Raw genomic sequence first — 17,773 nt, forward strand, 5'->3', positions numbered from 1 at the left:
GGTGTTTAAGCCACCCGGATCGGGTAGCGCCGCCAGCGTCAGCTCGCAGGCGCTGCGAGGCCCGCCACATAAGGCGCGCGCAGCACCCGCTTGAGGACTTTGCCGGCCGCCGACAGCGGCAGTTGCGGGCGGAATTCAATCGATTTGGGGCACTTGTAGCCGGCGATGAACTGGCGGCAATGCCCACGCAATTGCGCCTCGTCCACCTGGGCGCCGGGGCTGCGGACCACCACCGCATGCACCGCCTCGCCCCACTGCGGATGGGGAATGCCGATCACCGCGCACTGGGCCACTGCCGGGTGCCTGGCCAGGGCGTTCTCGACTTCGGCCGGATAGATGTTCTCGCCGCCGCTGACGATCATGTCCTTGAGCCGGTCGACGATGAACAGATACCCCTGCTCGTCCATGTAGGCGCCGTCGCCGGTGTACAGCCAGCCATCGCGCAAGGCCCTGGCGGTTTCCTCGGGTTTGTTCCAGTAGCCCTGCATGATGTTCGGCCCGCGCACGATGATTTCGCCCACGGTGCCGCGGGGTACCTCCACGCCGTCAGGGTCGACAATCTTCACCTGCACGCCCAGCCCGCCACGCCCCACCGAGCGCGCCAGGCCACTGGCCCGCGCCTGGGGGCTGTGGTTGCACGGCAGGTTGCTCGACACCACCGGGCACGCCTCGGTCAAGCCATAGGAGTGCGAGAGTTCGATGTCCGGCAGCCGCGCCAGCAACTGCTCGACCATTTCGCCGGCACTTGGCGACGCGCCATAGGTCAGGCGCCTAAGGGAGCTGAGGTCATGGCGGTCGAAGTCGCTATGGGCCAGCAGCGCAAGGATCATGCTCGGTACCAGCAGCGTTTCCGTGACCCGCTCGCGCTCGATCACCTGCAAGGTCTGTGCGGCGTCGAAGCTTGCCACCAGCACATGGCTTTCTCCGGCCATGAACTGGATCAATGCCCGCGCCATGCCGGCCACATGGAACAGCGGCGCTACGTGCAAGAGCCGCCCGCCAGCAATCGGCGGCATGTCCACCATTCGTGGCATGCAGGCCGACCATAGGTTCAGGTGCGACTGCATGACGCCCTTGGGAAAGCCGGTGGTGCCGCCGGTGTAGAGGATGCAGGCCAGGTCGTCGCCACCGCGCCCGGCATCCTCCACCGGCGCCGTGTCGGCAATCAGCTGCTCAAAGCCATACATGCCCACCGGCGCCTCGCCGTCGCCGGCATGGATAAACAGCGGTGGCGTGCGGGCCAGGTCGCAGATGCCTTCGGCCAGGCCGGCAAAGTGCTCGTCGACGATCAGGATGCCGGTGCCGCAGTCGTCCAGGGAATAAACGATCTCGGCCACGCTCCAGCGACTGTTCACCGGGTTGAGCACCCCGCCGCCCCACCACACGGCGAACAGGTACTCAAGGTAGCGGTCGCTGTTGTGCGCCAGCATGCCGACCCGGTCCCCCGGGGCCATCCCCAGGCGTTGCAGGGCGCCGGCCAGGCGGGCGACGCGCTCGACGAACTGTCGGTAGGTCTGACACCTTTGAGCAAAACAGGTGGCCAGGTGTTCGGGGTTTTGCTGCAGGGTGCGGTGCAGGCATTGGGTCATGTACATGGCGTCAGCTCACCCCGCGGTCCTTGCCGCCCCAGAACGGCTCGCGCAGGTCGCGCTTGAGCACTTTGCCGGCACCGGAGAGCGGCAAGGTGGCGCGGAACTCGACGGTTTTCGGGGTCTTGTAGCCGGCGATCTGGCGGCGGCAATGCTCGATGATGTCGGCGTCGCGGGCCAAGGCGTCGGCCTTGAGCACGATCACCGCATGCACCGCCTCGCCCCACTGGGCACAGGGAATGCCGATCACCGCGCAGGCAGCGACCGCCGGGTGGCTGGCGATGGCGCTTTCCACTTCGCCGGAATAGACGTTCTCGCCACCGCTGACAATCATGTCCTTGAAGCGGTCGACGATGTAGATGAAGCCGTCCTTGTCCATGTAGGCGCCGTCGCCAGTGTGCATCCAGCCGCCGCGCAGTGCCTGGGCGGTTTCCTCAGGTTTGTTCCAGTAGCCGAGCATGATGTTCGGCCCACGCACCACCACCTCGCCCACCGTGCCGCACGGCACCTCGTTGTCGTGCTCGTCGACAATGCGCACGGTCACCCCCAGCCCTGGCCGTCCGGCCGAACGCAGTCGACCGTTGGCGACGCCTTCGGGGCCGTGGTTTTCCGGGCCGTTGGCCGAGATCGGCGGTGCGGCTTCGGTCATGCCATAGCCCTGGGTGAACCTGACCTGCGGCAGGGCCTTGAGGGCAAGTTCCAGCAATGGCACGGCGATGGGTGAGGCGCCGTAGGTCAGGTCGCGCAGGCAACTTAGGTCATGCCGGGAAAACTCGGGGTGCATGATCAAGGCTTGCAGCATGGTCGGCACGATGAGGATGTCGGTGATGCGCTCGCGGGCAATGGTGCGCATCACATCCACGGCATCGAAGGCGGGTACGAAGTAGCTCGGCAGGCCGACCAGCCCGATCAGGATCACCCGTGACAGCGCCGCCAGGTGGAACATCGGTGCGATATGCAGGCTCAGGGCATCGGCCGGCACCGGCACATCGGCGGCACGCGCCACCGCCGCCGACCACAGGTTCATGTGCGACTGCATCACGCCCTTGGGCCGGCCCGTGGTGCCGCCGGTATAGAGGATGCTGGCCAGGTCCTCACCGCCACGAAAGGCATCGTCCACCGGCGTGGCCGCTTGAATCAGTTGCTCGTAGCCGAGCATACCGTCAGGCGCCGGGCCATCGCCGACATGGATCAGCAACGGGCGCACCTTGGCGCTGGCGGCGATGGCCTCGGCCATCGGCAGGAAGGTGTCATCGATCAGCAGGATGCGGGTGTCGCAGTCGTCCAGGGAGTAGACGATCTCGGCCACGCTCCAGCGGATGTTCACCGGGTTGACCACACCTCCCCCCCACCAGGTGGCCAGGTAGTACTCCAGAAAACGGTCGCTGTTCAGGCCCAGCATCCCGACACGCTCGCCGGTGTGCATGCCCAGTTGCTGCAAGGCGCCCGCCAGGCGCGCCACCCGCGCGGCCAATTGGGCGTAGGTGTGGCGGCGGTCGCGAAACACGGTGGCCAGGGCGTCGGGGTTTTGCTGCAGCATGCGGTGCAGCCCTTGGGTGAGGTACATGAAGCTCTCCTGGGAATTATTGTTGTCAGGGTTGAACGGCGGTAACGAAGGGATGCGGGATCAGTTCCCGGTGTAGCGCGGGGCGCGCTGCTCGGCTTTTGCCAGGCGGCTTTCAGCCTGGTCGAGGCTGTCGCGCAGCAATCCCCAATGCAGGTGGGCCTGGGCGGCGAAGTCCCGGGGGTTCAGGTGGGCACTGTGCAGCGCCAGGCGCTTGACCGACTGCACCGCCAGCGGACCATTGGCGGCGATGCGCTCGGCCAGGCCCAGGGCCATCGGCATCAGTTGTTCGCGCGGTGCAAGGTCGCTGATCAGGCCGATTAGCAACGCCTGCGCGGCGCTGACCGGCGCACCGGTCAGCGCCATCTTCATGGCATGGGCGGCGGGAATGGCCCGCAACAGGTACTGCACACCGCCGGCCGGCGCAATGGTGGCCTCGCACACCTGGGGCAAGCCAAAGCTTGCGTGTTCGGCACCAAGGCGCAGGTCACACTGCAGCGCCAGCTCCAGCCCGCCCCCCAGGCAGGCACCGTTGATGGCAGCGATGAGCGGCTTCCAGATTTCAAGGTCGCTCAGGTCCAGCAGCCGTGCATGGCCGCCCTCCTCGGCTTCGGTCTCGCGGCTTTTGAGCGCGCCGGCCACGACGCCTGGCAGCGCCCGCAGTGATTCCACTTGGCCAATACCGCAGCAAAAAGCCCGGTCAACGGCTCCGGTGAGCACGATCACCCGCACCTGCTCGTCGTCCTGGCAAGCGCTAAGGGTCTTGCGCAAGTGCATCAGGTCACTGACGCTCAGGGTGTTGTCCGGCATTTGCCCATCAAGCGTGATGACCGCCACGTGCTCGTTGATCTTGAACTGTATGGCCATGGGCGAGCTCCTGCGCTGCGGGGCATGGTTTTCTTGATGGTTTCAGTAGAACAACGCCGCCCTCCCTCATCGCCACCCGCATCGGGTGGCGATGCCGCTCCCGCCAGCACCGGGCTTCAAGCGCCGGGTTACATTGAGATAGATTCAGTGCATGCTTGAAAAAAAATGAGCGGGAAGCCCATGGACAAAAACCGCAAGTCTGTCGCAGCGGATAGCCAAGCCAGCCAGGTCTTTAATCCGACACAGTCGCCGATCGTCAGCACCAAGCTGATCCCGCCACGCAGCAGCCGGCTGATTGCCCGCGAACGGCTGCAGGAGCAGATGCTCAAGGCCCGCCGTCAGCGCTGTATCGTGCTCCAGGGCCCGGCCGGCTGCGGCAAGACCTCGACCCTGATTGCCTGGCGCCAGGCCTTGTTGCCGTTGGGTTTCGAGGTGGCCTGGCTGACATTGTCTGCCGACGACAACGAGCTGACGCGCTTTCTCGATTACCTGCTGGCAAGCCTGGGCCAGGTCGACCCCGAGCTTGTGCGCGAGGCCACTCAGCTCGAAGGCCGCGGTATCGACGGCGAGGCCGTGGAACGTACGGTCATCACCCTGGTGCGCAGCATCGCCCGCCGCAGCGACGAACTGGTGCTGGTGCTCGACGACCTGCATCACCTGACCGACGTCGGCATTCACCAGGCCCTGCAATGGTTGCTCGACTACGCCCCCGCCAACCTGCACCTGGCGCTGGTGTCGCGCAGTAGCGTGCCGTTGTCGCTGGCTCGCCTGCGCAGCCAGAACCTGGTGCAGGAATTGAACCTGCGCGACCTGCGTTTTACCCCGGCCGAGTCCGAGCAGTTTCTCAAGGCGCAGTTGGGCCAGATCGACTCCCGTGACGCCCGGCTCATGCACGAGCAGACAGATGGCTGGGCTGCCGGGTTGCAACTGCTGGCCGTGAGCCGCAAGAAGAATCGCCCGGGGTCCTCGGCATCGACCGCGCCGGTGCAGCCCCAGGTGCGGGACGACCAGGCATTTGCGCGGTTTTTTGAAGTCGAGGTGCTGTCCCACCTGTCACCCACCGACCTTGACCTGATGCTGCTCATGGCCGTGTGCAACCGCTTTTGCGCCTCGTTGTGCGCAGCCCTGAGCGGCCACCCCGAAGCCGTGAGTGAAGCCACCGCGCTGCTGGCGCGCCTGGAGCGCGACAACCTGTTCCTGATCCCGGTAGACAGCGCCGGACGGGAAACCTGGTACCGGCTGCACCCGCTGCTGCGCGAAACGCTGCTCACGTACTTCGACTCGCGCAGCGCGGCCGAGCAGCAGGCAGTGCACGTGCGCGCCTGGACCTGGTTCCGCGACCACAACCACCTGAACGAAGCCGTACACCATGCGGTCAAGGGGGGCGACCCTGCTGCCGCCGCATTGTTGGTGGAGCAGCATGCCCCGACCCTGTATGCCCATGGCGATTTGCGCATGCTGATCGAACTGGTGCGCCTGTTGCCGGTGGAGCAGGTGCAGTCGCGGGTCAAGCTGCGCCTGATCAAGGTACGTATGCAGTTGTACGCCCGGGATTTTGCCGGCTGCGCCGAAAGCCTGGAGCAGCTGTTTCGCGACCTGCCGGAGCACGATGTGCACGACCACTTCATGCTGGCATTGATGCGTGCCTCCCTGGCCCTGCAGCGCGATGACACCGAAGCTGCCATGGCCGTACTGCCGCAGCTGCTCAACCCGCCGCCGGGCAGCGACAGCGTCGCCATCGGCTCGTGCGCCAACATCCTGTCCTGGCTGTACATGCACCGTGGCGACTACGAAAAGGCCCGCCAGGTGCAGATTGACCGGCCACTGCTGCTGGTCAACGGCGAGCCGCTGCTGGGCACCACCGCCGGTAGCCTGCAAGGACGCTGCATGGTGGGTTTGAGCCTGGCCCTGGAAGGCCAGATGACCCAGGCCGAACGGGTCTACCGCGATGTGTTGCACACGTCCGGCCAGTGCGGCAAGGCCGGGGCCGATGCCACCTACCTGTCCGCCGCCCTGCTGGGCCAGGTGCTCTACGAAACCAATCAGGTGGACGAGGCGTTCACGTTGCTCTCGGGCTGGGTCGACATCCTCGAACGGATCTCGATTCCCGATTCGGTGCTGCGGGTCCTGCAGGTGTTGTGGGATGTGCAGTGGCTGGCCGGCAATCAGCAGGAAGCCTTCGCCTTTGTCGAGCGTCTGGATGAGTACGCGATCAAGCTGGGCCTGGACCGCTTGCAGGCCTACTGCCTGACCTGGCAGGTGCGCTGGCTGCTGATCCTGGGCGAGACTGCGGCGGCACAGGGCAAACTCACCCGCCTGGAAGCCCTGGACGCCCGCCACCCCGATGCCGGGCAAACGGCGCTCAAGGAAATCCACATCCTCACCGAGAATGCCCGGGTGCGCTGGCAGCTGGCCCAGGGTGATCTGGACGGCGCGGCAGCACGCCTGGATCAACTGATCGCCACCTGCGAGCGCCACCGCCGGCAGTTGGGCACTGTGCGTTTGCTGGTGCTGGCTGCCGTCGTCGAGGCCGAGCGTGGCAACCCGACGCGGGCCCGGGACAACGTCCTCGAGGCGCTACGCCGCGGCCAGCGCTTTGGCTTGCTGCGCAGCCTGCTGGACGCCCACCCCAAGGGGCTGGAGCTGATCAACGCCGTCGCCAGCCGGGAAACCCTCGACCCGGTGCTGGCGTTCTATGTCGAGCGTCTGCAAGAGGCGCACAATGCCATTCCCGCCGTGGCCAGCGCCAAGCCCTCGGTCACGGCGCCGAGCAAACCCGGCGCGGTGGCTATCGAGCCGCTGAGCGAGCGCGAGATCGAAGTGCTGCGCTTGCTCGCCCAGGCCCTGCCGAACAAGAAAATCGCCCGGGCCCTGGGGCTGTCGCCGGAAACGGTGAAATGGCACCTGAGCCATATCTACAGCAAGCTTGGGGTCAGCAGCCGCGATGAAGCCGTCGCGCGCATGCGAGACCTGGAATCCCACCCCGGCAACGCGCCTCACGCCTGAGCCCCCTCCTCCACCGCCGTGTTTTTTTGGCCCGCCACCCGCCTCGGGTGGCGTTCGGCCAAGGCCCTGCACCTATCGTAACCCTCATTCCACAGGCGCACCGCGCGCCTGGCGTAAGCGCCTGATCCAGGCGGCCTGCCACCTTTGAGGAGACGTGCGTGCACATTGCCCGAACCGTTTTGCGCGACGACCATGAAATGTTCCGCACCACTGTGCGCCGCTTTTTCGAGCGTGAATGCCTGCCGCGCCAGTCGGCCTGGGACAAGGCCGGACAGGTGGATCGCGAAACCTGGCTCAAGGCCGGCCGTGAAGGCCTGCTGGGTATCAGCCTACCGATGGAATATGGCGGTGGCGGCGGCGACTTCGGCCACTGTGCGGTGTTCAACGAAGAGTTCGCCCGCTGCGGTGTGAGCGGCCCTTACTTTGGCATGCATTCCGACGTCATCGCCCCCTACATCAACCGCTGCGGTACTGAAGAACAGAAGCGCAAATGGCTGCCGGGCGTGTGCGCCGGCGAGATCATCCTGGCCATCGCCATGACCGAGCCTGGCACCGGCTCCGACCTCAAGGCGGTGCGCACCACCGCCGTGCGCGAGGGCGATGAGTATGTGATCAACGGCAGCAAGACCTTCATCAGCAACGGCCTGACCGCCGACCTGGTGATCGTGGTGTGCAAGACCGACCCCGACGCCGGCGCCAAGGGCATCAGCCTGATTGCCGTGGAAACCGACCGCCCCGGTTTTGTCCGGGGCCGCAAGCTGGACAAGGTCGGCCAGCACGCCCAGGACACCGCCGAGCTGTACTTTGACAACGTCCGCGTACCGGTAGCCAATCGCCTGGGCGATGAAGGCCTGGGCTTCAGCTATCTGATGGCCGAACTGCCTCAGGAGCGCTTCTCCATTGCCGTGTCGGCCGCCGCCAAGCTCGAGCGCCTGCTGGAGCAGACCCTGGACTACGTGAAGGACCGCAAGGCCTTCAACCAGACCGTGTGGGACTTTCAGAACACCAAGTTCAAGCTCGCCGACATCAAAGCCCAGGCCACCGCGTTGCGGGTGATGGTCGACCACTACCTGGGCGAGCACATGCGCCGCCGCCTGACCCTCGAAGAGGCGGCGATTGCCAAGCTGTACACCACCGAAACCCTGTCGCGCTGCATCGACGACATGGTCCAGCTGCATGGCGGCTACGGCTACATGCTCGAGTACCCCATTGCCCGGGCCTTTGCCGACATGCGCGTGAACCGCATCTACGGCGGCACCAGTGAAGTGATGCGCGAACTGATCGCGCGCAAGCTCTGACCCTCGAAAACAACAAGGAAAATACGATGAACAACAAAGTATTCGTGGCTGGCGTGGGCATGATTCCGTTCAAGAAGCCTGGCACCAACGAGCCCTACGATGTGATGGGCGAGCAGGCGATCCGCCTGGCCCTGGCCGACTGCGGCCTGGACTTCAAGCATATCCAGCAAGCCTATGCAGGCTATGTGTATGGCGACTCCACCTGCGGGCAGAAAGCCCTGTACCGGGTCGGCATGACCGGCATTGCGCTGGTCAACGTCAACAACAACTGCGCCACCGGCTCCAGCGCCCTGTTCCTGGCCCGCCAGGCGGTGCAAAGCGGCGCGGTGGACTGCGCCCTGGCGTTTGGCTTCGAGCAGATGAACCCCGGTGCGCTGAAATCGGCCTGGAGCGACCGCGCCCCGGCCACCGAGCGCGCCCTGAATCTGACCAACGACCTGGTGGGCATGCCCGAGTTGCCCACGGCCATTCGCCAGTTCGCCGGGGCCGGCTACGCCCACATGCAGAAATACGGCACCCAGCTGGCCACCTTCGCCAAGATCCGCGCCAAGGCCAGCCGCCATGCGGCGAACAACCCGCTGGCGGTGTTTCGCAATGTGGTCAGCCCCGAAGAGGTGCTGGCCGCACCGATGCTCTGGGAAGGCGTGCTGACCCGTCTGATGGCCTGCCCGCCCACCTGCGGGGCGGCGGCCGCCATCGTGGTGTCCGAGGCGTTTGCGAAAAAGCACGGTTTGCGCACCGACGTACTCATGGCCGGCCAGGCGCTGACCACCGACCTGCCCAGCACCTATGACGCCAACGACATGATCCGCGTGGTCGGTTTCGACATGACCCGCATGGCCGCCAACATCGCCTACAACCAGGCGGGCATCTGCCCCAACGACGTCGACGTGATCGAACTGCACGACTGCTTTGCCCAGAACGAGCTGCTGACCTACGAAGGCCTGGGCCTGTGCGCCGAGGGCGCGGGCGAGCAACTGGTCAACGATGGCGACAACACCTATGGCGGGCGCTGGGTCACCAACCCGTCCGGCGGCCTGCTCTCCAAAGGCCACCCACTGGGCGCCACCGGCCTTGCCCAGTGCTACGAGCTGACCCATCAACTGCGCGGCAGCGCCGACCAGCGCCAGGTGCAGGGTGCGCGTACCGCGGTGCAGCACAACCTCGGCCTGGGCGGTGCCTGCGTGGTCACCGTGTACCAGAAACACTGACCCGGCCTGCCCTCAAGGAGCCCCTCGATGATCGACAAACAACATATCGGCCGTCAGCTACCTGCCTTTCAGGCGACCGCCGAAGCCGGGCAGCTGCGCTTTTTCGCCAAGGCTACCGGCGAGACCAACCCGGTCTACTTCGACGAGCAGGCTGCCCGCGATGCCGGCCACCCGAGCCTGCCGCTGCCGCCGACCTTTCTGTTCTCGCTGGAGTTCCAGATCCCGTCCAACGCCTGGCGCGACGAACTGGGCATCGTCACCGCGCGCATCCTGCACGGCGAGCAATCGTTCCGTTACCACCGCATGGCCTATGCCGGCGACACCCTGCGCTTTGACGTGCGCATTGCCGACATCTACGACAAAAAAGGCGGCGCCCTTGAATTCGTGGTGCGCGAAACCCGTGTGACCAACCAGCACGGCGAGCACGTTGCCGACCTGCGTAGCGTCCTTGTACAGCGCAACAGCTGAAGCGGAGACCCCTGATGACTACCCCAGTGCTGCAACACCTGCAGGTCGGCGAACAACTGCCGGCCCTGACCCTCGCCCCGATCAATCGCACCACCCTGGCGCTGTTCGCCGGCGCCTCGGGGGATCACAACGCGATCCATATCGACATCGACTATGCCCGCAATGCCGGCATGCCCGACGTGTTCGCCCACGGCATGTTGTCGATGGCCTACCTTGCCCGCCTGGTCACCCACTGGGTGGACCAACGCCAGCTGCGCGACCTGGCCGTGCGCTTTCTCGGCATTACCCACCTGGGCCACCAGATCACCTGCACCGGCACGGTGGTGGAGCGCTTCGAGGCCGAAGGCGAACAACGCCTGAGGGTCGAGATCCGCACCGCCAATCAATACGGCGAAATCAAGATCGTCGGCGACGCCGTGATCGCCCTGTAAACAAGACCGATAAAAGAGGAAAGACCCATGGCAAAACTCGAAGGCAAGGTCGCACTGGTAACAGGTTCCGGGCGCGGCATCGGCCAGCAGATCGCACTGAAACTGGCCCGCGAAGGCGCCCGCGTGGTGATCAACGACCTGGACGCCGACCCGGCGCACGAAACCGCCGAAATGATCCGCAACCTCGGAGGCCAGGCCGCCGTGTGCCACGGCAATGTCAGCGCCCCGGACTTTGCCGAGCGCTACATCAAGACGGCAATGGACAACTTCAACGCCATCGACATCATCGTCAACAACGCCGGCTACACCTGGGACGACGTGATCCAGAAGATGAGCGACGAGCAGTGGTACGCCATTGTCGACTGCCACATGACCGCGCCGTTTCGCATCCTGCGCGCCGCCTACCCGGTCATCAAGGCCCAGGCGCAGGCCGATGCGGCCCTGGAGCGGGAAGTGTTCCGCAAGGTGGTGAACATCTCGTCGGTGTCGGCGCTCAACGGTAACGCCGGGCAGATGAACTATTCCTCGGCCAAGGCTGGGGTGATCGGCATGACCCGTGCGCTGGCACGTGAGTGGGGGCGTTTCAAGGTCAACGTCAATGCCGTGGCCTTCGGCTTTATCGAGACCCGCATGACCAGCGCCGACGCCCACGCCGGCGCCACGGTGAATATCGAAGGCCGGGATATCCGTGTCGGCATCAGCCCGGAGGCGGCCAAGTCGTTCGCCCAGCGCAACCCCCTGGGCCGCCCGGGCACGGTGCAGGAAGCGGCCGACGCGGTGTACCTGTTCTGCTCACCCGAGTCGAACTACATCACCGCGCAGACCATCGCCGTTGCCGGCAACCTGCAATAACATGCACCGCAGCGTCAGGGGGTGACCTGATAGCCCTTGCCCTGCAGGCAACTGGTGTACGCCGTGGTATTGGTCGATTCGTTCGTGCGGCGTTGCTGGCGGCGCTCCTGGCGCTGATGGGCGCCGCCGACGACGGCACCGGCCGCGGCGGTTTGCTTGGCGCGGTTCTGCCGGTAATCCTGCTTCACGTCGTCATCGACGCGATCATAGATCTCGTCGTGCTGGTTACCGCGCACATTCGCCCCCACTGCCCCGGCGGCGGCCCCCACGGCCGCGCCCTTGATCCGCCCGCCGCTGGGCGTCGAGGTATTGCTCGAGGCACTGTTGGCGACGTTTTGGCATTCGTTCATATCCAGCTGGACTTGCTGAGAACTCTGGCCCTTCATCGGCACCACGGTTTCGGCGCTTGCCTGGGCGCTGAACAGCGCAAGCGCCACACATAGGCTCACTGACGACAACCTGAACATGATGACCTCCGGATCCTGCACCTGCTTCGGCGAAGCAGCCTGTTAAGTGTAGATCCGCTGCTGAGGTGTGCCGGGGTCAGCGTTCGGTGCCCAATTGATCCTGCATCAGGATCGCCCGGGCGATGTCTTCATCGGTGGCTTGCAGTCCCGGGTTCTGTTGCCGAACCCGCTGCAACATGGACTCCAGGTACACCCCACGAATGGCCCCGCCGCTGGCGATGAACGACGAGGCATCGTCACGGGCCGGAATGATCCGTTTGTCATCCTTGAAGGTGGAATACAGCGAAGCGGAAACCCCTGCCGAGGTGGCGACATCACCGGCATCGACATCAGCCAGGGCCGCGCCGAAAGGCAGACAGAGAACAAGCGAAGAAGCGATCAGTAGACGACGCATGGTGGTGCCTCCGGAAATAGACTCCCTACGTCAACTAAGATACGTCTGCCCCGGCAGGAGTTCCCTGCTACTGCACCGGCAGAAAGTTCATCAGCAGCAGGCTTTGCGCATAGTTCAGGCCAATGCGCCGGTACCGCTCATCGAGCATCTGCGCCAGCAGGTCAAGCCGGGCGACGATCTTGCCGAATTCGACGGCGAAGCTGAGGTTGCTGCCCTCCTCGGTCATTTCGTTGGAAAACAGCAACAGCACGCCGTTTTCATCCTGGCGCTGGCTGAGCATCCAGGTGGCCTTTTCGATGTTGCGCGCCGCGTTGCTGACGAACTGCGGATTGATGGTGTCGGTCATGAAGAATTCGCTGCGCCCGCCATGGGCGGTCACCAGCATGCTGCCGATGGCGTAGATGAACGCCCCCACCCGGTCGCCGCGAAACTCCGGGCTCAGGGCGTAGCTCAGGGCCGCCAGGTCTCGTCGCTCGCCCAGTTGCGGCAACGTCTGGCGCTGCTCGATGGCCTGGCGGATCTGCCGTTCGGCAGTGGTGGCATCGACAAACCCGGATTGACGCCACTGATTGGGGTTGCGCAGGTACAGCTTGTTCATCAGCAGGTACAGGCTGCGCAGGTTGTCGCGCATGGCCAGTGTCGCCATGCGGTCGACGCTGGTCTGGAACAACTCCTGGGGGTTGCCCTGGCTGAACTGGGTGGCGATGTCGCGGCCCTGCTGCTGGCTGCAGGCGCTGGCACACAGGATCAAGGCACCGGCCAGCAACGGCTGGCACAGCACTCGCAGGGAACGAACAGGGGCAGTCTCGACCATCGGCACCGGGTGTGGATTCTGGAGGCGGCGCCGGGAATCGGCGCCGTCTGGCCATGAGTAGAGCCGCGAATCGGTAAAAAGTGCCTCAAGGCGCTTGCCAGCGGCCGCCAGCCGACTCGCAGTCCTTGCGCGCCTGCTGCAAATGCGCGGTGGCGTAGTAGTAGGTCACCATCTGGGCGCCGTCGGGGACCGCAAGGCTGTCGCGTGCCGGCGCCTTGCTGGTGGCGTGCGGATTGGCCAGGCTTTCCTGGGTCAGACTGGCGGTACAACGCCCCACCGAATTGTCCTGGCAGGCCTGCACCCGGCGCTTCTGGGTGCTGAGCATTTCCTTGCTCTCGTTGCTGCACGACCAGTCAATGGCATCGTCGGGCATACCGGTGAACTGATAGCAGGTATGGGATTCGATGCTGGGCACCGAGGCGCTCTGTGAGCGGGTCTGCACGTCGCAGGCTGCGCCAAGGCTGACGCCACTGCCGAGCATAGCGACGGTGAAGAGGAATGCATGGAGGTTCATGGCCGTGTACCTGTCAGGCTGCTGCTATCAGTTCTGAGCATCGAGAACTGGTGCAGGTTCAGCTTTTTTCGACCAACGCCCTGCCACGGCTACCGTTCGTAAAACATGATGGATGCTGCGCCAATAAGCGGCAGTGCAACGAGGTTTTTAGCGCAATAGCGTTTGCACTTCTCCCGTCGGCAGCCGGTCCGATGTGTAATCACACCCGGCTTTGCAAAGGAGCCCGTCATGTCCGACGCCCACCGTCGCTTTCAGCTCAAGGCGTGCCGCCGGTTCGCCCTGAAACAGAACCAGCATCTGTTCCATCAGGCCTGGCACCTGGATCGCCAGGCGTTTGCCTTGCTCGACCACCCGCAACTGGATGCCGAGTCCTTCTCGCTGTACCAGCGCCTGCGGCGCAAAGCCCGGGACAGATACCAGGAAGCCATCGAGCATCTGTTGCTGGTGAACCGCGTTTTCGCCGATCCCTTGCCGCTGATGCTCGACGCTCGCTCGCATCACATCGAACATGAGCCTTCGTCAACCGGCCGGGTACTGACCGACGCCTGAAACCCCAATGCTGGCGGGGGTGACGCCATGAGCTTCATTGTCTGGGTGGCCGTGCTGGGCATGGTGCTGCTGACGCTGGCCCTGACGTCCGCGTACCTGCGCTGGCTGCCGGTGACCACCTCGGCGGTGTGCCTGGCGCTGGGTGTGGCCATCGGCCCGGCGGGCTTGGGCGTGTTGCAGTTGAACCTGGCCGAGGCTGCGCCGTGGATGGAGCACCTGACCGAGGTGGCCCTGCTGTTTTCCCTGTTTGTGTGCGGCCTCAAGTTGCGCCTGGTGTTCAGCCGGCGCATGTGGCGCGTGGTGGTGGGCCTGGCCGGCCCGCTGGTGCTGGTGAGCATTGCCGGCCTGTGCCTGTTGCTGCACCTGTGGTTGCAGTTTTCCTGGGGGTTGGCGCTGCTGGTCGCTGCCATGCTCGCCCCCACCGATCCGGTGCTGGCGTCGCTGGTGCAGGTCAGCGATGCCAAGGACCAGGATGCCATGCGCTTCGGTCTGTCCGGTGAAGCCGGGCTCAATGACGGCGTGGCCTTTCCCTTCGTGCTGCTGGGCCTGCTGCTGATCGCCCAGGCGCAACCCACCGCCGGCGCCCTGCTGCAGTGGGCCGCGCACGACTTGCTGTGGGCGGTCAGCGCCGGCCTGGCGCTGGGCTATGCCATGGGCCAGGGCGTCGGACGCCTGAGCCTGGCGCTGCGTATCCGCAACGATGACAGCACCCTCTCGCCCAACGACTACCTGGCCCTGGCCCTGATTGCCCTGGCGTATGTCGGCGCCGAGCTGATCCAGGCCTATGGCTTTCTCGCGGTATTTGCCGCCGGGCTCGGGCTGCGCCGTACCGAGATGAGCTCCAGCGACCATGCCCCGGTACCGGCCGAGCATCTGGTGCAACCGCTGGTCGGCCATCATCAGCTGGCGCCGGAGCAGGCGACCCACGGCGACACCCGCCAGTTGCCGGACAAGCAAGTGGCCGCCGGCATCATGATGGGTGACATGCTGGCGTTCGGTGATCTGGTGGAGCGGGCGCTGGAGGTCTTTCTGGTGACGTTGCTGGGCATCGTCCTGGCCAGCCATTGGGACTGGCGCGCCCTGGGCGTCGGCCTGGTGCTGTTCGTGGTGGTGCGCCCGCTGGGCACCCTGCTACTGCCCTGGGGCACCCTGCTGGACCGCCAGCAACGTCTGCTGGTGGGCTGGTTCGGCATTCGCGGGATCGGCAGCCTCTACTACCTGTTCTACAGCCTCAACCATGGCCTGCCCCCGGGCTTGGCCACGGCCTGCATCAACCTGACCCTGTCGGTGGTGGCCCTGAGCATCGTGCTCCACGGGCTGAGCACCCAGCCCTTGCTGAACCACGCCAGGTAGGAGCGGGCTTGCCCCGCGAAAGGCCAGTGCATCAAACCCATCAGGTGTCGCCCGGATTACGATCGCGGGGCAAGCCCGCTCCTACCGGCCGAAATGACCTATACCCAATAAGCCGCACATCACGCATTGGGGATAGGCATGGCCGAGTCGAAAAAAATGGGCCTGATCGGGCTCACCACCCTGGTGATGGTCAACATGATGGGCTCGGGCATCATCATGCTGCCCACCAGCATGGCGCAGCTGGGGGCGGTCTCGCTGTTGTCGTGGGCCGTCACTGCCGTCGGCTCCATGGCCATCGCCTACAGCTTCACCCAATGCGGGGTGTTCTGTAACCGGCCGGGCGGGTTGTCGGCCTATACCGAGGAGGCGCACGCCAAGTCGGGGTTCTTTCTGTGCTCCTACCTGTATTTCCTCTCGCTGGCGATTGCCAACGTCGCCGTGGCGATTTCGGCCGTGGGCTACATGACGGCGTTCTTTCCCTGGCTGGGCAGCAGCGCAACGGCGCTGTTAGTCGGCACGGCCGGCTTGATCTGGCTGACCATCCTGGCCAACTTCGGCGGGCCGAACATCACCGGCAAGATCGGCGCCATTACCGTCTGGGGGGTGATCGTGCCCGTGGCGGGCCTGAGCGTGATCGGCTGGTTCTGGTTCGACAGCAACATCCTCGCCCAGGCCTGGAACCCCAACGACTTGCCGATCTGGGAGGCCATCGGCAAGACCATTCCGCTGACCCTCTGGGCGTTCCTGGGCATGGAGTCGGCGGCCCAGGCCTCCGATGCGGTGGAGAACCCCCAGCGCAACGTGCCCCTGGCCTGCCTGTTCGGCACCCTGGGCGCTGCGGTGGTGTATGTGCTGTCGACCACGGTGATCCAGGGCATCGTGCCCAACCTTGAGCTGGCCAATGCCTCGGCGCCCTTCGCGCTGGTGTACGCGAAAATGTTTAACCCGGTGGTCGGCAACATCATCATGGCGCTGGCGGTGATGGCCTGCATCGGCTCGCTACTGGGCTGGCAGTTCACCCTGGCGCAGACCGCGAAGATGACGGCTGACCAAGGGCTGTTTCCTGCGCTGTTCTCCCGGGTCAGCGCCCGCAACGCGCCGATCCTCGGCATGATCGTGTGCGGCGTGCTGCAGACGGCGATGGCGCTGTCGACCATCTCGCCCAATGCCAGCGCCCAGTTCGGCAAGCTGGTGAGCCTGGCGGCGGTGACCAACCTGATTCCCTACGTCACGGCCCTCACCGGCCTGCTGGCGATCATGTACAAGGCCCGGGTCAGCCCGGCGGTATACACCCGCAACACCGTGGTGCTGCTGGTCGCCGTGGGCTATTCGCTGTACGCGCTCTACGCCTGCGGCATGGAAGCGGTGCTGGGGGGCGCCCTGGTGCTGGCCTTCGGGTATCTGCTGTATGGCTTTCTGGCCAAGCGCTTCATCATCCAGCAGGCGGCGGTCGAACGCGCCGAGCTGCCTTGAGCGAGGACCGCCCATGAAGATGAAAATAGTGGCCTGCCTGCTCAGCCTGGTGCCGCTGTATGCCCAGGCCGACACCCTGGAGCGGGTTCGGGCCAGCAACACCCTGACCCTGGGCTATTTGCCTGACTTTGCCCCGTTCAGCGCGCAGAACGGCGACCAGCCCACGGGCTACGCCATCGACCTGTGCGACAAGATCGCCGGGCAGGTGAAGGCGACGCTGAACCTTGCGCAGCTGCAGGTGCGCTACCAACCGGTGAGGATGGCCGATGAAATCAGCGCCGTCAGCCGGGGCCAGGTAGACGTCCTGTGCACGCCCACGGTGGCGACCCTGGAGCGGCGCCAGCAGGTGAGCTTTTCAGTGCCCGTCTACACCGCCGGGCTCACCGCGGTGGTCCGCCAGGATGCACCCGAGACGCTGCTCAATGTGCTCAGCGGCCAGCAGGCACACAGCGGCCCGACCTGGCGCGCCACACTCAACCGCGGCTTGACCAACCAGACCTTTGCGGTGGTTTCGGGGGCGGTGAGCGAGCAGTGGGTGCGTCAGCAACTGCGCAGCCTGGGGGTGATTGCCACGGTGATCACCGTCGAGAACAACCTTGCCGGGCTCGAGGCGGTTGCCCAGGGCAAGGCCAATGCCTTTTTCTCCGAGCGCATGGTGCTCAAGAACCTGCTGGCGGGCCAGGGGGATGGTGCTTCGTTGAGGTTGCTCGAGCATATCTATGAGTATGCGCCGGTGTCGATGGTGCTGCCGCGCAGTGATGAGGCATTCCGGTTGCTGGTGGATACGGTGTTGAGCCAGATGTACCGGTCTGGGGAAATCGAGCAGGCCTATGGGCGGTACCTGGGCGGGACCACCGAAACGATTCGCAAGCTGTTCAAACTCTATGCCCTGCCCTGAACCCGGTAGGAGCGGGCTTGCCCCG

At 65.2% G+C, this 17,773-nt stretch carries 17 protein-coding genes; 10 read left to right on the forward strand and 7 right to left on the reverse strand.

The window, feature by feature from the left end:
• Window positions 1-38: 38 nt before the first annotated feature.
• Genes U9R80_RS15240 through U9R80_RS15250 form a run of 3 tightly spaced genes read right to left on the reverse strand, consistent with a single transcriptional unit; the run spans window position 39 to window position 4,020 of the window.
• The gene (locus U9R80_RS15240; RefSeq protein ID WP_301842450.1) at window positions 39-1,595 is read right to left on the reverse strand and encodes an acyl-CoA synthetase; all 1,557 of its coding nucleotides are present in this window, start codon (window positions 1,593-1,595) and stop codon (window positions 39-41) included.
• 4 nt (window positions 1,596-1,599) lie between these two features.
• Window positions 1,600-3,156, reverse strand: a complete 1,557-nt coding sequence (locus tag U9R80_RS15245) for an acyl-CoA synthetase (RefSeq protein WP_301842449.1) — start codon at window positions 3,154-3,156, stop codon at window positions 1,600-1,602.
• Between the two features lie 60 nt (window positions 3,157-3,216).
• Window positions 3,217-4,020 carry an enoyl-CoA hydratase/isomerase family protein gene (locus U9R80_RS15250; protein WP_301842448.1) on the reverse strand — a complete coding sequence of 268 codons (804 nt, stop codon included), beginning with the start codon at window positions 4,018-4,020 and terminating at the stop codon, window positions 3,217-3,219.
• 180 nt (window positions 4,021-4,200) lie between these two features.
• Here U9R80_RS15250 and U9R80_RS15255 point away from each other — a divergent pair, with 180 nt between their 5' ends.
• The 6 genes from U9R80_RS15255 (at window position 4,201) to U9R80_RS15280 (ending at window position 11,286) form a co-directional block, all read left to right on the forward strand.
• On the forward strand, window positions 4,201-7,026 hold the full coding sequence (locus tag U9R80_RS15255; protein ID WP_301842447.1) for a LuxR C-terminal-related transcriptional regulator: 2,826 nt from the start codon (window positions 4,201-4,203) through the stop codon (window positions 7,024-7,026).
• 197 nt (window positions 7,027-7,223) lie between these two features.
• Complete coding sequence (locus U9R80_RS15260; RefSeq protein ID WP_301842502.1) at window positions 7,224-8,324, forward strand: acyl-CoA dehydrogenase family protein; 1,101 nt, start codon at window positions 7,224-7,226, stop codon at window positions 8,322-8,324.
• A gap of 26 nt (window positions 8,325-8,350) precedes the next feature.
• Complete coding sequence (locus U9R80_RS15265; RefSeq protein ID WP_301842446.1) at window positions 8,351-9,535, forward strand: lipid-transfer protein; 1,185 nt, start codon at window positions 8,351-8,353, stop codon at window positions 9,533-9,535.
• 27 nt (window positions 9,536-9,562) lie between these two features.
• Window positions 9,563-10,003: a MaoC family dehydratase N-terminal domain-containing protein gene (locus U9R80_RS15270; protein WP_301842445.1), complete on the forward strand. Its 441-nt coding sequence runs from the start codon at window positions 9,563-9,565 to the stop codon at window positions 10,001-10,003.
• Between the two features lie 14 nt (window positions 10,004-10,017).
• Complete coding sequence (locus U9R80_RS15275; RefSeq protein WP_301842444.1) at window positions 10,018-10,434, forward strand: MaoC family dehydratase; 417 nt, start codon at window positions 10,018-10,020, stop codon at window positions 10,432-10,434.
• Window positions 10,435-10,461: 27 nt separating this feature from the next.
• Complete coding sequence (locus tag U9R80_RS15280) at window positions 10,462-11,286, forward strand: SDR family NAD(P)-dependent oxidoreductase (protein WP_301842443.1); 825 nt, start codon at window positions 10,462-10,464, stop codon at window positions 11,284-11,286.
• A gap of 14 nt (window positions 11,287-11,300) precedes the next feature.
• Here U9R80_RS15280 and U9R80_RS15285 read toward each other — a convergent pair whose 3' ends face one another.
• The 4 genes from U9R80_RS15285 to U9R80_RS15300 all read right to left on the reverse strand — a co-directional run bounded on the left by U9R80_RS15285 (window position 11,301) and on the right by U9R80_RS15300 (window position 13,475).
• Window positions 11,301-11,753: a YMGG-like glycine zipper-containing protein gene (locus U9R80_RS15285; protein WP_301842442.1), complete on the reverse strand. Its 453-nt coding sequence runs from the start codon at window positions 11,751-11,753 to the stop codon at window positions 11,301-11,303.
• A 76-nt stretch (window positions 11,754-11,829) separates the two neighbouring features.
• Window positions 11,830-12,147, reverse strand: coding sequence for a DUF2388 domain-containing protein (locus tag U9R80_RS15290; RefSeq protein WP_301842440.1), 318 nt, complete (start codon window positions 12,145-12,147; stop codon window positions 11,830-11,832).
• Window positions 12,148-12,214: 67 nt separating this feature from the next.
• Window positions 12,215-12,961 (reverse strand): hypothetical protein, encoded by a 747-nt coding sequence (locus U9R80_RS15295; protein ID WP_301842439.1) that lies wholly within the window; start codon window positions 12,959-12,961, stop codon window positions 12,215-12,217.
• 85 nt (window positions 12,962-13,046) lie between these two features.
• Window positions 13,047-13,475 carry a hypothetical protein gene (locus U9R80_RS15300; RefSeq protein ID WP_301842438.1) on the reverse strand — a complete coding sequence of 143 codons (429 nt, stop codon included), beginning with the start codon at window positions 13,473-13,475 and terminating at the stop codon, window positions 13,047-13,049.
• Window positions 13,476-13,703: 228 nt separating this feature from the next.
• On the opposite strand from U9R80_RS15300, the gene U9R80_RS15305 reads away from it, so the two are divergent.
• From U9R80_RS15305 to U9R80_RS15320, 4 genes are all read left to right on the forward strand, one after another.
• A complete protein-coding gene (locus tag U9R80_RS15305) occupies window positions 13,704-14,024 on the forward strand; it encodes a hypothetical protein (protein WP_301842437.1) in 321 nt (106 codons plus the stop codon).
• A gap of 27 nt (window positions 14,025-14,051) precedes the next feature.
• Entirely contained in the window at window positions 14,052-15,377 is a 1,326-nt protein-coding gene (locus U9R80_RS15310) for a cation:proton antiporter (protein WP_301842436.1), read from the forward strand.
• Window positions 15,378-15,515: 138 nt separating this feature from the next.
• On the forward strand, window positions 15,516-16,850 hold the full coding sequence (gene potE, locus U9R80_RS15315; protein ID WP_301842434.1) for a putrescine-ornithine antiporter: 1,335 nt from the start codon (window positions 15,516-15,518) through the stop codon (window positions 16,848-16,850).
• 13 nt (window positions 16,851-16,863) lie between these two features.
• Entirely contained in the window at window positions 16,864-17,748 is an 885-nt protein-coding gene (locus U9R80_RS15320) for an amino acid ABC transporter substrate-binding protein (RefSeq protein WP_301842433.1), read from the forward strand.
• Window positions 17,749-17,773: the final 25 nt, after the last annotated feature.

Origin of the sequence: Pseudomonas sp. JQ170C (assembly GCF_035581345.1) — a bacterium.
GTDB lineage: Bacteria > Pseudomonadota > Gammaproteobacteria > Pseudomonadales > Pseudomonadaceae > Aquipseudomonas.